Origin of the sequence: Ottowia sp. (assembly GCF_016703145.1) — a bacterium.
Lineage (GTDB): Bacteria > Pseudomonadota > Gammaproteobacteria > Burkholderiales > Burkholderiaceae_C > Ottowia.
The window spans coordinates 543,193-557,682 of the sequence record NZ_JADJCO010000005.1 but is presented as its reverse complement, the minus strand read 5'-3'; the positions used below and the strand labels follow the sequence as shown (position 1 = coordinate 557,682).

Genomic DNA, 14,490 nt, shown 5'->3' with positions numbered 1-14,490 from the left:
GGTTTTACTTCATACGATGTTTATTATGTCAATATACCATGGCGTTATCACATGCTCGCTTGCACAATGACCGTGGCTGAACTCATCGGCGCGGCTGCATCGCCACCAGCCTGGACACCTCATCCGCTGCCTTCAGCACATGCGGCAGCATCTGCTCGCGCATGACCTCGGGGTTGGTCCGGTTGGCCTGGCCGCTGAGGTTGAGCGCGGCGACGGTGGCGCCCCGGCCATCGCGGATGGGCGCGGCGATGGAAATCAGGCCCTCTTCCAGCTCCTGGTTGAGCAGGCACCAGCCCTGCTGGCGCACCGTGGCAATCGCGCCTCGCAAGGCCTCGTCGTCCTGCAGGGTGTGACGGGTGAAGGCCTGGCGCGGCCGCTCCGCCAGCACCGACGACAGTTGATCCTGCGGCAGCGCCGCCAGCAGCACGCGGCCCAGCGACGTCCAGCATGCCGGCAGACGCGATCCGATGCCGAGATTGGTGCTCATGATCTTGTGCGTGTGCACGCGCATCACGTAGACCACGTCCTGCCCGTCCAGCACGGCAATGGAACACGATTCGCGAACCTGCTCCACCAGCGCGTCCATCACCGGCTGCGCCAGGTTCCAGATTGGCATGGACGAGAGATACGCGAATCCCAAGTCCAGGATGCGGGGCGTGAGCTCGAAATACTTGCCATCGCTGCGCACGTAGCCCAGCGCCTGCAGCGTGAGCAGGATGCGCCGCGCGCCGGCGCGCGTCATGCCCGTGGCCGCGGCCACCTCGCTCAGCGTCTGGCTCGGCGCCTGGCCGCTGAAGCTGCGGATGGCCTGCAGTCCTCGGGCAAAGGACTGCACATAGCTGTCGCTAGGACGCGGAGCGTTGTCTTTTCCCGTTCGATCCATCATTGATACCTTGCCAAAACCCACCACAACTGCATTGACAGCCTGGATCGCAACCACCATAATTATTCTATTAACGAACTTTTGTTCGACATTAGAACAAACCCTGAAGAGACACATCCATGATCGACAAGATCACCGAATCGGTGGCCGAAGCGCTGAGCGGCATCCAGGATGGTGCCACGGTGCTGATCGGCGGCTTCGGCACCTCGGGCAACCCCAACGAACTCATCTACGGCCTGATCGCCCAGGGCGCGCGCGACCTGACGGTGGTGAACAACAACGCGGGCAACGGCTACGAAGGGCTGGCCGCCCTCCTCCACAGCGGCCAGGTGCGCAAGATCATCTGCAGCTTTCCGCGCCAGGTGGACAGCTGGGTGTTTGACGACCTCTACCGCGGCGGCAAGATCGAACTCGAACTCGTGCCCCAGGGCAACCTGGCCGAGCGCATGCGCGCGGCCGGCGCGGGCATCGGCGCCTTCTTCTGTCCCACGGCCTACGGCACCGAACTCGCCAGCGGCAAGGAAACGCGCGAGATCAACGGCCGCCAGTACGTTCTGGAGTACCCCATCCACGGCGACGTGGCCCTCATCAAGGCCGAAAAGGGCGACCGCTGGGGCAACCTCACCTACCGCATGTCGGCGCGCAACTTCGGCCCCGTGATGGCCACCGCCGCCAAGTTCACCGTGGCCACCGTGCACGAGATCGTGGAACTCGGCCAGCTCGACCCGGAAGCCATCGTCACCCCCGGCATCTACGTCAGCAAGGTGGTGAAGATCGACCGCGTGGCCACCAAGGCCGGCGGGTTCAAGAATGCGGCCTGATCGCCCTCTAGCCCAGGAGCCACAAGCGTGACCAGCTATCACAAAAGAAGCAAGACGGAACTCGCCCAACGCGTGGCGCAGGACATCTTCGACGGGGCCTACGTCAACCTGGGCATCGGCATGCCAACCCAGGTGGCCAACCACATCCCCGCCGGCCGCGAAGTCATCCTGCAAAGCGAGAACGGCATCCTGGGCATGGGCCCGGCGCCCGCCGAAGGCCAGGAGGACTACGACCTCACCAACGCCGGCAAGCAGCCCGTGACGCTGCTGCCCGGCGGCTGCTACTTCCACCATGCCGACAGCTTCGCCATGATGCGCGGCGGCCACCTGGACATCTCGGTGCTCGGCGGCTTCCAGGTGTCCGCCACCGGCGATCTGGCCAACTGGAGCACCGGCGAGCCCGGCGCCATTCCCGCCGTGGGCGGCGCCATGGACCTGGCCGTGGGCGCCAGGCAGACCTGGGTGATGATGGACCTGATGACCAAGACCGGCGAATGCAAGGTGGTCCAGTCCTGCACCTATCCCCTCACGGGCCTGGCCTGCGTCAAACGCATCTACACCGATCTGTGCACGCTGGAATGTTCGCCCGGCGGCCTGCGCCTGATCGATACTGTGCCCGGGCTGTCGCACGCCGAACTGCAGCGCATCATCGGCCTGCTGATCGCGCAATAAGCATCGAATCGGCCATCAGCCCGTACCCATAAAGCGCTGATAGCTCACGTTTTCATAGCAACCTTCAGGAGACTCCATGACCCGAGAAGCCTTCATCTGCGACGCCGTGCGCACCCCCATCGGCCGCTACGGCGGCGCATTGTCCGGCGTGCGCACCGACGACCTGGCCGCCCTGCCCATCAAGGCCCTGATGGAGCGCAACCCGGGTGTCGACTGGCAGGCCGTGGACGACGTGCTCTACGGCTGCGCCAACCAGGCCGGCGAGGACAACCGCAACGTGGCGCGCATGGCCGCGCTGCTGGCGGGCCTGCCACCCGAGGTGCCGGGCGCCACCCTCAACCGCTTGTGCGGTTCGGGCCTGGACGCCTTGGGCACGGCCGCGCGCGCCATCAAGGCCGGCGAAGCCACGCTGATGATCGCCGGCGGCGTCGAAAGCATGAGCCGCGCGCCCTTCGTCATGCCCAAGGCCGAAAGCGCCTTCAGCCGCCACAACGCGGTTTACGACACCACCATCGGCTGGCGCTTCGTCAACAAGCTGATGAAGGCGCGGTACGGCGTCGATTCCATGCCCGAGACGGCCGAAAACGTGGCCGACGACTTCAAGATCGAGCGCGCCGCGCAGGACCGCATGGCGCTGGCCAGCCAGCAGAAGGCCGCCGCCGCGATCGCCGCTGGCTACCTGGCCCAGGAGATCGTGCCCGTCTCCATCGCACAGAAAAAGGGCGACCCCATTGTCGTCAGCCAGGACGAGCACCCGCGTGGCACCACGCTGGAGGCGCTGACCAAGCTCAAGGGCGTGGTGCGGCCGGACGGCACGGTGACCGCCGGCAACGCCAGCGGCGTGAACGACGGCGCCTGCGCGCTGCTGCTGGCCAATGAAGAAGCCGCCAAACAATACGGCCTGACGCCCCGCGCCCGCGTGGTCGGCATGGCCACGGCCGGCGTGGCGCCGCGCATCATGGGCTTCGGCCCCGCGCCCGCCGTGCGCAAGGTGCTGGCCCAGACCGGCCTGACGGTGGCCGACATGGACGTGATCGAGCTCAACGAAGCCTTCGCCGCCCAGGGCCTGGCCGTGCTGCGCGACCTGGGCATCGCCGACGACGACCAGCGCGTGAACCAATGGGGCGGCGCCATCGCGCTGGGCCACCCGTTGGGCGCCTCGGGCGCTCGCCTGGCGACCACGGCGGTGAACCAGTTGCACACGCTGGGCGGCCGCTACGCGCTGTGCACCATGTGCATCGGCGTGGGCCAGGGCATCGCCGTGGTGCTCGAAAAAGTCTGAAGGCCTCGACCAAGCACAGGCCGCCACCCATCCATCCGCTCCCGGGCCCCTCGCCCATTTCATGGAAACCCTTATGACTGAATTTTTCCGCACCCTCTCCCGCCGCGCCGGCCTGAAGACCCTGGCGGCGGCGGCCCTGGCCGCGGCGGCCGCCACCCCGGCCCTGGCCCAGGACCGCTTTCCCAGCAAGCCCCTCACCATCGTCGTGCCCTTCGTGGCGGGCGGCACCACCGACATCCTGGCCCGCGTCGTCGGCCAGGCCATGAGCGAGGACCTGGGCCAGCCGGTCATCATCGACAACCGCGCCGGCGCCGGCGGCAACATCGGCGGCCAGCACGCGGCCCGCGCCCCGGCCGACGGCTACACCCTCTTCATGGGCACCGTGGGCACGCATTCCATCAACGAATGGCTCTACGCCAAGATGCCCTTCAACCCCAACCAGGACTTCGCGCCGCTGACCCGCGTGGCCAACGTGCCCAACCTGCTGGTGTCCCATCCGCAGCAGCCCTTCAAGACCGTGAAGGAACTGATCGCCCACGCCAAGGCCAACCCGGGCAAGGTCAATTTCGGCTCGCCGGGCAACGGCTCGTCGCCGCACCTGTCGGGCGCGCTGTTCGAGACCATGACCGGCGTGAAGCTGACGCACGTGCCCTACAAGGGCAGCGCGCCGGCCATCACCGACCTGCTGGGCAACCAGATCGCCATCATGTTTGACAACATGCCCTCGGCCATTCAGCACGTGCGCTCCGGCAAGCTGCGTCCCATCGCCGTGACCACGTCCAAGCGCTCGCCCGAGCTGCCTGACGTGCCCACGGTGGCCGAAGCCGGCGTGCCCGGCTACCAGGCCATGTCGTGGTTCGGCCTGTTCGTGCCCGTCAAGACCCCGGCCGCCGTGCAGGCCAAGCTTCATGAGTCCATCATCAAGGCGCTCAAGAACCCCGCCGTGGTCAAGAAGATCCAGGAGCAGGGCGGCGAGATCGTCGCCGAATCGCCGGCCGAATTCACCGCCTTCATCAAGGCCGAGAACGAGAAGTGGAAGAAGGTGGTGAAGGAGTCCGGCGCCACCGCCGGCTGACACCGGCCTTTCAGTGCTGGTGGCCCCACAGCAGCAGGGCCTCGCGTCCTTCCACCAGCAGGTCGATCTTCGCTCCCACGGGCAGCAGCACCTTGGTCGGCACGTGGCCGAACGGCAGGCCGGTGAGCACCGGCACCTTGAGCTGGCCGCGCAGCCCGTCGACGACCTTGGCCATCGAATAGCCGCGGTCGTGCGGCGCCAGCCGGTAGCCTGTGAACTGGCCCAGCACGACGGCCTTCTGCCGCGCCAGCACCCCGGCATGCAGCAGCTGGGCCAGCATGCGCTCGACGCGGTAGGGGTGCTCGCCCACGTCCTCCAGGAACAGCACGCCGCCCTGCACGTCGGGCCACCACGGCGTGCCGAGCAGCGACACCACCATGGCCAGGTTGCCGCCCCACAGCGGCGCGTGGTGCGCCAGCAGGCCCTGCCGGCCGGCCAGCGCCGCCACGTCCGGCAGGGGCAGGCGCCAGCCCGTGCCTTCGCTGCTGCCGCTGACCAGGTCGTCGAAGCAGGCCAGCATGATCTCGTCCGGGCCGGCGGGCACGGGCGCGCCGCCATGGCCGTCGGCGGTGTCGCCCGCGTCGGCCGCGCCGAAGTCCGCGCACAGCGCCGGGCCGGCCCAGGTCGTGGCCCCGGTCGTCGCCAGCAGCCCCAGTTGCAGCGCGGTGAAGTCGCTGAAGCCGACGAACTGCGTGCCCCGCTCGATGGCGCGGGCGATCTGCCGCCAGGGCAGTTGCGGCAGCAGGCGGGTCAGCCCGTAGCCGCCGCGCGTGGTCAGCGCCACGTCGGCGCCGCTGGCGGCGGCGCGGCCGATGGCGGCCAGGCGCGTGGCGTCGTCGCCGGCAAAGCGCTGCCAGCGGGTCAGGGCGTCGGGGTCCACCTCGACCTCGTGGCCCAGGGCCTGCAGGCACTTCAGGCCGCGGCGGAAGGCGGCGCGGTCGCCCACGGCACCGGAGGGAGAGTAGACGTAAATGCGGGCCATGGCAGATCGGGGATTTTTGAATGAAATCGGGCGTCAGCCGGGATGCAGACTGCACCTCAAGCTATCAAAATTATAGATTCGGCGCGGCGGCCGGACGCGGCCGGTCAGGGGGCGAAGTGTGCCACCGCCCGCTCGGCGATTTCGCGCCCGTGCTCGGGCACGAAGTGGCCGGCCTGCGGCAACACCCACGGCGGCGGGCAGCCCTGGATGTCGGCCTGCAGCGCGCGCATCGCCGGCTCGCCCAGCACCGGGTCGCGCGCGCCGGCCACCACCAGGCCGCAGCCCTGCCAGCGCTGGCGCCAGAAGTCGCGCGCGGCGCGTGAGACGGCGGCGCCGTCGTCGCCGGAGTGCTCGGGCAACAGGCGCGGGAAGGCGCGCGTGGCGGCGCGGTGGCCGGCGTCGGGAAACGGCGCCCCGTAGGCGGCGCACTCGGCCGCGCCCAGGTGCGGGTTGCCGCGCGCCAGCAGCCGCGCGATGTCGAAGGCCGGGTTCCGGGCGCACATCTCGCGCCAGGCGGCGAAGCCCGGCGGCAGCGGCGTGTCGCCGGTGGCCAGCATCGTGTTCATCGCCAGCAGGCCGTGGTAGCGGCCGGGCGCGGCCAGCGGCAGCGTCAGGCCCAGCAGGCCGCCCCAGTCTTGCACCACGAGCACCACGCGCCGCAGGTCGAGCCGCTCCACCAGCTCCAGCAGTACCTGCCGGTGGAAGGCGAAGCCGTGGGCGTCCTCCTTCTTGGGCTTGTCGCTCTTGCCGAAGCCGATCAGGTCGGGCGCCACCACGCGGTGGCCGGCGGCGGTGAAGACCGGGACCATGCGGCGGTACAGGTAGCTCCAGCTCGGATTGCCGTGCAGGCACAGCCAAGTGAGCGGCGCGTCCGGGGGGCCTTCGTCGAGGTGGTGCAGGCGCCAGCCGCCCAGCGCGGGCAGATCGCTGACGTAACGCGGCGGCCAGGGGTAGTCCGGCAGGTGCTCGAAGGCCGCGTCGGGCGTGCGCAGCGCGTCGTCGCGCAAGGGGCTGGGGTTGACGCGCCGCAGCTTGAAGAAGCCGCGCAGCAGCGCGCCGCAGTCGTCGGCCAGCACGCCGCCGTGCACCTGCGTGCGGTGGTTCAAGCGGGGTTCGCCGAACAGGTCGAGCACCGAGCCGGCGGCGCCGGTGCGCGGGTCCGGCGCGCCGAACACCACGCGGTCCAGACGCGCGTGCAGCATGGCGCCGACGCACATGGCGCAGGGCTCCAGCGTGACGTAGAGCGTGCAGCCGTCCAGGCGGTAGTTGCCCAGTTGCCCCGCCGCGGCGCGCAGCGCCACCAACTCGGCGTGCGCCGTGGGGTCGTGCGCGCCGATGGGGGCGTTGCGGCCGGCGGCGATGACGCGGCCGTCCCGCACCACCACGGCGCCCACCGGCACCTCGCCCGCGTCGGCGGCGGCGCGGGCCTGGGTCAGGGCGTGGCGCATCCAGTGGGTGTCGTCAGCGGCAGGCATGCTCACGGTTTACTCTTATTTCAAGAGCTTGTGGCGCAGTATGGAAGCGGGCTGAAGGCCATTTTGACCATGAACATCAATCGGCGTCCGCCGCGCCCGCCGGCAGCAGGCCCAACCGTTCCATCCAGCGCGCCAGCGCCCGCTCGTCGGGTGTGCCGGCGGCGTAGCGGGCCTGCATGGCAGCGTGCGCCTCGGGCCGGTGCTGGTTCAGCTTGAGGGCGCACTGCCACTCGTCCACCTGCAGCTCGAACGCGGCGATGCCGGCCAGCATGCGCCGCTGGAACGCCTCGTCCCGCGCCCGCCACTGGTCGGCGTAGGCGGGTTCGTGATCGTCGATCAGGGCCTTGAGCAGCCGGTCCTTGGCGGCCGCGTCGTCATGGCCGATCAACCGCGCCGTCACCCGGCAATGCACGGCCACGTAGTGCCAGGTGGGCACGCGCGCCGTGTCGGGGTACACCTGCGGCGACTGGTAGGCGTGCGGGCCGAGGAAGGTGGCCAGCGCCTGCGGCCGCGCCTGCAAGTGGCGCCACTGCGGGTTGGCGCGCGCCATGTGGCCCCACAGCGTCCAGCGCCCGTCGTCCGTGATCGACAGGTGCATCGGCAGGTGGCTGGCCTCGGGCATTCCGTCGTCATCCGTGGTGACCAGGCTCGCCAGCGGGTGGGCGCGCACGATGCCGGCGGCCAGCGCGGCATCGCGGCAGGTGAACGGAGGGGGCAGATACATGGCGGAGGATGGTAGCGCAGCCCCGCCCAGACAGCCGCGCGCCCGCTGCGCTATCATCATCATAGCTACCGGCGCAGACGGAGAAAGCGCTGGCACAGGATTCGATCCCCATCATGGCCACCACCCCGCCCCACCTTCCCCAAGGCACGCTGTTCGAGGCCGGGCCGGACCCCTCCGCGCAGGACGGGGCCGTCCAGGAGACCGCCGCGGCGGCTTCCCGGCGCCGCGCCGCCGCCGAGGTGCTGCCCGTGGCGCCGGACCCGTCCTGGCAGGCGCTCGGCCAGGCGCTGCCGCCGCGCCTGTACCTGGGCACCTCGTCCTGGCACTTCCCGGGCTGGCGCGGGCTGGTCTGGGACGGCGACTACGCCGAAAACCGGCTCTCCCGCGACGGACTGGCGGCCTACGCGCGGCACCCGCTGCTGCGCACCGTCAGCCTGGACCGCGCCTTCTACCGCCCGCTCAGCGCCAGCGAATACGCGCGCTGCGCGGCCCAGGTGCCGCCGCGCTTCCGCTTCGTCGTCAAGGCACCGAGCCTGGTGACCGACGCCCTGGTGCGCGCCGCGGACGGCCGGGGCAAGGCGCCGAACCCGGCGTTTCTCGATCCTGAACTGGCCCTGCGCCAGTTCGTCGAGCCGGCGCTGCAGGGCCTGGGCGAGCGCGTGGGCGCGCTGGTGTTCCAGATCAGCCCCCTGCCCAGCCCGTGGCTGGCGCGCCTGCCCGAACTGATCGCGCGCCTCGGGTCGCTGCTGGCCGCCCTGCCCCCGCTCGCCCCGACAGCACCCGATGGCGTGCTGGCGGTGGAGGTGCGCGACGCCGCCTTCCTGAGCGCCGAGCACGCGCCCCTGCTGGCGGCCGCCTTGCGGGGCGCCCGTGCGCGCAACGCGGTCACCTACGGCCTGGGCCTGCACGCCAAGATGCCGCCCATCGAGGACCAGCTGCCCCTGCTGCGCGCCCTGTGGCCCGGGCCGCTGGTCTGCCGCTGGAACCTGCACCGCCGCCACGGCGCCCACGGCTACGACGCCGCCCGGCAACTGTACGAGCCCTTCGATGCGCTGGTCGATCCCGATCCGGACACCCGCGCGACCCTGGCGCGCGTCATCGCCGGCACCACCGCGGCGGGGCAGCCGGCCTACGTCACCATCAACAACAAGGCCGAGGGCTCGGCGCCGCTGTCGGTGCTGGCCCTGGCCGAAGCGCTGGCGCCGCGGCCTTGAGGCGGCGCCGTCACCCCATCGTCACCGCCGTGCCCGACACCGACACCAGCATCATCCCGTTGGTCTCGCCCAGCACCTCGTAGTCGAAGTCGATGCCGACGATGCCGTTGGCGCCCAGTGCGCGGGCGGCGGCCTTCATGTCGTCCAGCGCCGCCTCGCGCGCGCCGGCCAACGCGCGCTCGTAGCCGCCGGCGCGCCCGCCCACCACGTCGCGCACGCTGGAGAACACGTCGCGGAAGATGTTGGCGCCGATCACGGCCTCACCGTTGACCAGGCCCAGGAACTGCGCCACCTGCGCCCCGCCCTGCCCCTGCGGCACCACGGTGGAGAGGAAGAAGTCGCCCGAGGATTTGGAGAACCAGCCCATGCGCATGCTCCCGGCTCAGACCGCCGCCAGCGCCTGGTCCAGGTCGGCCAGCAGGTCGTCGATGTGCTCGATGCCCACGCACAGGCGCACGGTCTCCTCCTTCACGCCGGTCTTGGCCAGTTCCTCGGGCGAGAGCTGGCGGTGCGTGGTGCTGGCCGGGTGCGTGGCCAGCGACTTGGTGTCGCCGATGTTGACCAGGCGCGTGAAGAGCTGCAGCGCGTCCAGGAAGCGCGCGCCGGCCTCGCGCCCGCCCTGTGCCGCCTTGACGCCGAAGGTGAACAGGCCCGAGGCGCGGCCCTGCATGTAGTGCTGCGCCAGCGCGTGGTCCTCGTGGTCCGGCAGCCCGGCGAAGCTGACCCAGGCGACCTTGGGGTGCTTCTGCAGGAACTGCGCCGCCTTCAGCGTGTTGTCGCAGATGCGATCCATGCGCAGCGCCAGCGTCTCGATGCCCTGCAGGATCTGCCAGGCATTGAAGGGCGACAGCGCCGCGCCGGTGTTGCGCAGCGGCACCACGCGCGCGCGGCCGATGTAGGCCGCCGGGCCCAGCGCCTCGGTGTAGACCACGCCGTGGTAGCTGACGTCGGGCTCGTTCAGGCGCTTGAAGCGCGCCTTGTGCTCGGCCCACGGAAACTTGCCGCTGTCCACGATGACGCCGCCCAGCGTGGTGCCGTGGCCGCCCATGTACTTGGTGAGCGAGTGGACGACGATGTCGGCGCCGTGCTCGAAGGGCCGCAGCAGGTAGGGCGTGGCCACCGTGTTGTCCACGATCAGCGGCACGCCGTGACGGTGCGCGATGGCGGCCACGCTGGCGATGTCGGTCACGTTGCCGGCGGGGTTGCCGATGGTCTCGACGAACACGGCCTTGGTGCGCTCATCGATCAGGCGGTCGAAGCTGGCCGGGTCGCGGTGGTCGGCGAAGCGCGTGGTGATGCCGAGCTGCGGCAGCGTGTGCGCGAACAGGTTGTAGGTGCCGCCGTACAGCGCGGTGCTGCTGACGATGTTGTCGCCCGCCTCGGCGATGGTCTGCAGGGCGTACATGATCGCCGCCTGGCCGCTGGCCACCGCCAGCGCGCCGATGCCGCCCTCCAGCGCCGCCACGCGCTTTTCCAGCACGTCGCAAGTGGGGTTCATGATGCGGCTGTAGATGTTGCCCGCCACCTTCAGGTCGAACAGGTCGGCGCCGTGCTGCGCGCTGTCAAAGGCGTAGGCCACGGTCTGGTAGATAGGCACGGCGACCGCCTTGGTGGTCGGGTCGGGCGTGTAGCCGGCGTGAACGGATTGGGTCTCGAATTTCCAGTGGGCGGACATGGGCTTCTCCTGTCGTTGACTTCAAAAACAATAGCTTGTAGCGCAGTATCCATGCGGTCTGACGGCCAATTTCATTCAAATTCCGCCAGGGTGCGGCGCCACATCGCCGGCAGGGCCGCAGTATCGGCCAAGTCGGCGCCCGCCCCGCCCCCCAAGGCCCCGCGTCCGGGTGGCGCGCCAAGCTCGGCTACAGTCCCGCCATTCGGCCGGCCGCGACGCGCGCCGCCGGCAGACGAAAAACGAAAGGAACCCCGATGGCACGCATGGTCCACTGCATCAAGCTCGGCAAGGAAGCCGAAGGACTGGACTTCCCCCCCTACCCCGGCGAGCTGGGCAAGCGCCTGTGGGAAAACGTCAGCAAGCAGGCCTGGGCCGACTGGCTCAAGCACCAGACCATGCTGGTCAACGAGAACCGCCTGAACCTGGCCGACCAGCGCGCGCGCGAGTACCTCAAGCGCCAGATGGAAAACCACTTCTTCGGCGCCGGCGCCGACCAGGCCGTCGGCTACGTGCCGCCCAGCGCCTGATCTCCGCGCCGCCCGGCGCTGGCCGGCATATTTTGGCCCAAATTGGCCACAAGCCGGCGTGGATACTGCGCCAAAAGCTATTAAAACTGAAGCAATCGGCATGTCCGACCCCACCGTCCACTGGCGCGGCGACGGCACGCCCACCAGCCCGCGTTTCGGCGACATCTACCGCGGCGCCGGCGGGCTGGCGCAGGCGCGGCACGTGTTCCTGCGCGGCTGCGGCCTGCTGCCCGAGGGCGATGCGCCCGCCGCCTGGGCCGACGCCGCGCGCTGGGCGGTGCTGGAGACCGGCTTCGGCCTGGGCCTGAACTTCCTGGCGACCTGGCGGGCGTGGCGGCAGGACCCGGCGCGGCCCGCGCACCTGTTCTACAGCGCGGTCGAGGCCTTTCCGCCCGAGCCGAGCGACCTCGTGCGCAGCGCCGCGTCCTTCCCCGAGCTGGCGCCGCTGGCGGCCGAGCTGGCCGCCCAGTGGCACGGCCTGCTGCCCGGCGTGCACCGGCTGCGCTTCGACAGCGAGCGCGTGCAGCTCACCCTGGCCATCGGCGACGCGCAGCCCATGCTGGCCGAGCTGGGCGGCACGCACGACGCCATCTACCTCGACGGCTTCAGCCCCGCGCGCAACCCCGCCATGTGGAGCCTGCACACCCTCCAGGCCGTGGCGCGGCTGGCGCGGCGCGGCGCCCGCGCGGCGAGCTGGTGCGTGGCTGGCGAGGTGCGCGATCGCCTCGTCACCTGCGGCTTCGAGGTCGAGCGCGCGCCCGGCCTGCCGCCCAAGCGCCATACCCTGCGCGCCCGCTTCGCGCCGCGCTGGCAGCCCCGGCGCCGCGCCGGCGACGTGCCCGCGCCCACCGTCGCGCAGCCCGGCCGCTGCGCCGTCGTCGGCGGCGGGCTGGCCGGCGCCTCGGTGGCCTGGAGCCTGGCGCGGCGCGGCTGGCAGGTGACGGTGCTGGACCGCGCGCCCGAACCCGCCGCCGGCGCCAGCGGCCTGCCCGCCGGCGTGGTGGCGCCGCACGTCTCGCCCGACGACCGGCCCGTCTCGCGCCTGACCCGCGCCGGCGCGCGGGCCACGCTGGCGCGCGCGCGGGGGCTGCTGCAAGGCGGCATCGACTTTGCCGCCACCGGCGTGCTGGAGCGCCACGCGCCCGGCGAGCGGCGCCTGCCCGAGAGCTGGCTGGAGGCCACGGCATCGGACGCCGCCCGCGCCGAGAGCTTCGGCGCCGACAGCCCCGTCACCGTGGCGCGCGCGCAGGCCGCCGGCGTGCCGCTGGACGCCGGACACCGCGCCCTCTGGCACGCCCGCGCCGGCTGGGTGCGCCCGGCGGCGCTGGTGCGCGCCCTGCTGCGGGCGCCCGGCATCGACTGGCGCGGCGGCGCGGTGGTGGCCCTCATCGGGCCGGCCGAGGCCGAGTGGCGTGTGCGCGATGAGGCTGGCGCGGTGCTGGCCGAGGCCGATCTGGTCGTCATCGCCGCTGGCTTCGGCTCGCTGGCCCTGCTGGACGGCCCCTTGCCGCTGCACGCCCTGCGCGGCCAGGTCGCTCACGGCCCCATGCCCGGCGGCGCGGCGGACGCGGCGCTGCCACCCTTTCCCGTCAACGGCCACGGCAGCCTGATCGCGCACCTGCCGGGCGAAGGCGGCCCGGCATGGGTCACCGGCGCCACCTTCGAGCGCGCCAACCCCCGGCCCGATCTCACCGCGCCCGACCACGCCGCCAACCGCCAGCGCCTGGCCGAACTGCTGCCGGACGCCGCCGCCGCGCTGGACCGGCAATGGGCGGACGGCCGCGCGCAAGCCTGGGCCGGCGTGCGCGCCACCCTGCCCGACCGCCTGCCGGCCGTCGGCGCGTGGCAGGTTTTTGAACAAAACAGGCCTCTAGCCCGCACCGATATTGCGTCAACAGCTATCGAACCAGGAGTATCCGGCGCCTTGCTGCCGCCGCACCTGTGCACCGGCCTGGGCGCGCGCGGCCTGACGCTGGCCGTGCTGTGCGGCGAGGTGCTGGCCGCCACCCTGCACGGCGAGCCGCTGCCCGTGGCGCGCTCGCTGGCCGCGCGCCTGCGCGCCAGCCGCTTCGCATGACCGCCGCCCCGCCCGCCCTGACCGGGCGCCACCTGCTGCTGGCGCTGGCGGTGGTGGCCGTCTGGGGCACCAACTTCGTCGTCATCAAGCTGGCGCTGGCGCACCTGCCGCCGCTGCTGTTCGCCGCGCTGCGCTTCGCCCTGGCGGCCGTGCCGCTGGTGCTGTTCGTGCGGCGCCCGGCGGTGCCGTGGCGCAACCTGGCGTTCTACGGCCTGACCATCGGCGTCGGCCAGTTCGGGCTGCTGTTCTTCGTCATGACGCGCTACATCTCGCCCGGCCTGGCCTCGCTGGTGATCCAGGCCCAGGTGTTCTTCACCGTCGGCCTGGCGATGGCCCTCGCCGGCGAGCGGCTGCGGCCCTTCCAGGGGGTGGCCGCGCTGGTCGCCGCCGCCGGCATCGCCGTCATCGCCAGCCACACCGACGGGCACACCACCGCGCTGGGCCTGGTGCTGACGCTGGCCGCCGCGCTGTCGTGGGCGCTGGGCAACATGGCCAGCCGCGCCGCCGGGCCGGTGGACGTGCTGGCCTACGTGGCGTGGTCGAGCCTGTTCGCCGTGCCGCCGCTGGCGCTGCTGAGCCTGGCGCTGGAAGGCTGGCCGCGCATCGCCGCCGGGCTGGCGCAGGCCGACGCCGCCACCTGGGCGGCGGTGCTGTGGCAGTCGCTGGGCAACACCATCTTCGGCTACGGCGCCTGGGCCTGGCTGCTGGCGCGCTACCCGGCGGCCACGGTGACGCCCTTCGCCCTGCTGGTGCCGGTGTTCGGCATGGGCGCCGCCGCCCTGGCCCTGGGCGAGCCGCTGCCGCCCTGGAAGCTGCTGGCCGCCGGCCTGGTGATGGGCGGCCTGGCGCTGAACCTGCTGTGGCCGCGCATCGCGACGCGGTGGCGGCGCGGCTAGCGCAAACGCCATCCCCGCTGCAGCATGCAGGAGGAAAGCTGGGAGCGATGGTTCTCCACCAGCCGCGCGCACCAGCGGTGGTCGCGCTCCGACACCTGACGGTCGCGGTTACCCAACGCATCCACCCAGTCCAGCCGGCCAACATCCGCGGGCGCCGTCGCGCAAGCCGCCGATACGACGGAAGCAA

Annotated in this window: 14 protein-coding genes; 8 read left to right on the top strand and 6 right to left on the bottom strand. The window is 71.5% G+C overall.

Annotated features, from left to right (window positions below):
- Positions 1-82: 82 nt before the first annotated feature.
- A complete protein-coding gene (locus IPG65_RS15715; protein ID WP_293191590.1) occupies positions 83-886 on the bottom strand; it encodes an IclR family transcriptional regulator C-terminal domain-containing protein in 804 nt (267 codons plus the stop codon).
- 116 nt (positions 887-1,002) lie between these two features.
- Here IPG65_RS15715 and IPG65_RS15710 point away from each other — a divergent pair, with 116 nt between their 5' ends.
- From IPG65_RS15710 to IPG65_RS15695, 4 genes are all read left to right on the top strand, one after another.
- Entirely contained in the window at positions 1,003-1,704 is a 702-nt protein-coding gene (locus IPG65_RS15710; RefSeq protein ID WP_293191588.1) for a 3-oxoacid CoA-transferase subunit A, read from the top strand.
- Between the two features lie 27 nt (positions 1,705-1,731).
- Positions 1,732-2,376 (top strand): 3-oxoacid CoA-transferase subunit B, encoded by a 645-nt coding sequence (locus IPG65_RS15705; protein WP_293191586.1) that lies wholly within the window; start codon positions 1,732-1,734, stop codon positions 2,374-2,376.
- A 76-nt stretch (positions 2,377-2,452) separates the two neighbouring features.
- Positions 2,453-3,658, top strand: coding sequence for a 3-oxoadipyl-CoA thiolase (pcaF, locus tag IPG65_RS15700; RefSeq protein ID WP_293191564.1), 1,206 nt, complete (start codon positions 2,453-2,455; stop codon positions 3,656-3,658).
- Between the two features lie 73 nt (positions 3,659-3,731).
- Positions 3,732-4,733, top strand: coding sequence for a tripartite tricarboxylate transporter substrate binding protein (locus tag IPG65_RS15695; RefSeq protein WP_293191562.1), 1,002 nt, complete (start codon positions 3,732-3,734; stop codon positions 4,731-4,733).
- A gap of 10 nt (positions 4,734-4,743) precedes the next feature.
- Here the strand turns inward: IPG65_RS15695 and IPG65_RS15690 are convergent, their stop codons facing one another.
- From IPG65_RS15690 to IPG65_RS15680, 3 genes are all read right to left on the bottom strand, one after another.
- Complete coding sequence (locus IPG65_RS15690) at positions 4,744-5,715, bottom strand: LD-carboxypeptidase (protein WP_293191560.1); 972 nt, start codon at positions 5,713-5,715, stop codon at positions 4,744-4,746.
- Between the two features lie 104 nt (positions 5,716-5,819).
- On the bottom strand, positions 5,820-7,190 hold the full coding sequence (gene tadA / locus IPG65_RS15685; protein WP_293193023.1) for a tRNA adenosine(34) deaminase TadA: 1,371 nt from the start codon (positions 7,188-7,190) through the stop codon (positions 5,820-5,822).
- A 76-nt stretch (positions 7,191-7,266) separates the two neighbouring features.
- Positions 7,267-7,914 (bottom strand): FMN-binding negative transcriptional regulator, encoded by a 648-nt coding sequence (locus tag IPG65_RS15680; RefSeq protein ID WP_293191559.1) that lies wholly within the window; start codon positions 7,912-7,914, stop codon positions 7,267-7,269.
- Between the two features lie 113 nt (positions 7,915-8,027).
- On the opposite strand from IPG65_RS15680, the gene IPG65_RS15675 reads away from it, so the two are divergent.
- Positions 8,028-9,128 carry a DUF72 domain-containing protein gene (locus IPG65_RS15675; RefSeq protein WP_293191557.1) on the top strand — a complete coding sequence of 367 codons (1,101 nt, stop codon included), beginning with the start codon at positions 8,028-8,030 and terminating at the stop codon, positions 9,126-9,128.
- Between the two features lie 10 nt (positions 9,129-9,138).
- Here IPG65_RS15675 and IPG65_RS15670 read toward each other — a convergent pair whose 3' ends face one another.
- Together IPG65_RS15670 and IPG65_RS15665 are read right to left on the bottom strand one after the other, a co-directional pair.
- Complete coding sequence (locus IPG65_RS15670; RefSeq protein ID WP_293191555.1) at positions 9,139-9,495, bottom strand: YbjQ family protein; 357 nt, start codon at positions 9,493-9,495, stop codon at positions 9,139-9,141.
- Positions 9,496-9,510: 15 nt separating this feature from the next.
- Positions 9,511-10,803 (bottom strand): aminotransferase class I/II-fold pyridoxal phosphate-dependent enzyme, encoded by a 1,293-nt coding sequence (locus tag IPG65_RS15665; protein WP_293191552.1) that lies wholly within the window; start codon positions 10,801-10,803, stop codon positions 9,511-9,513.
- 254 nt (positions 10,804-11,057) lie between these two features.
- On the opposite strand from IPG65_RS15665, the gene IPG65_RS15660 reads away from it, so the two are divergent.
- The 3 genes from IPG65_RS15660 (at position 11,058) to IPG65_RS15650 (ending at position 14,303) form a co-directional block, all read left to right on the top strand.
- On the top strand, positions 11,058-11,330 hold the full coding sequence (locus tag IPG65_RS15660) for an oxidative damage protection protein (RefSeq protein WP_293191550.1): 273 nt from the start codon (positions 11,058-11,060) through the stop codon (positions 11,328-11,330).
- 100 nt (positions 11,331-11,430) lie between these two features.
- The gene (mnmC, locus tag IPG65_RS15655) at positions 11,431-13,407 is read left to right on the top strand and encodes an FAD-dependent 5-carboxymethylaminomethyl-2-thiouridine(34) oxidoreductase MnmC (RefSeq protein WP_293191548.1); all 1,977 of its coding nucleotides are present in this window, start codon (positions 11,431-11,433) and stop codon (positions 13,405-13,407) included.
- Between the two features lie 17 nt (positions 13,408-13,424).
- On the top strand, positions 13,425-14,303 hold the full coding sequence (locus tag IPG65_RS15650; protein WP_293193020.1) for an EamA family transporter: 879 nt from the start codon (positions 13,425-13,427) through the stop codon (positions 14,301-14,303).
- Positions 14,304-14,490: the final 187 nt, after the last annotated feature.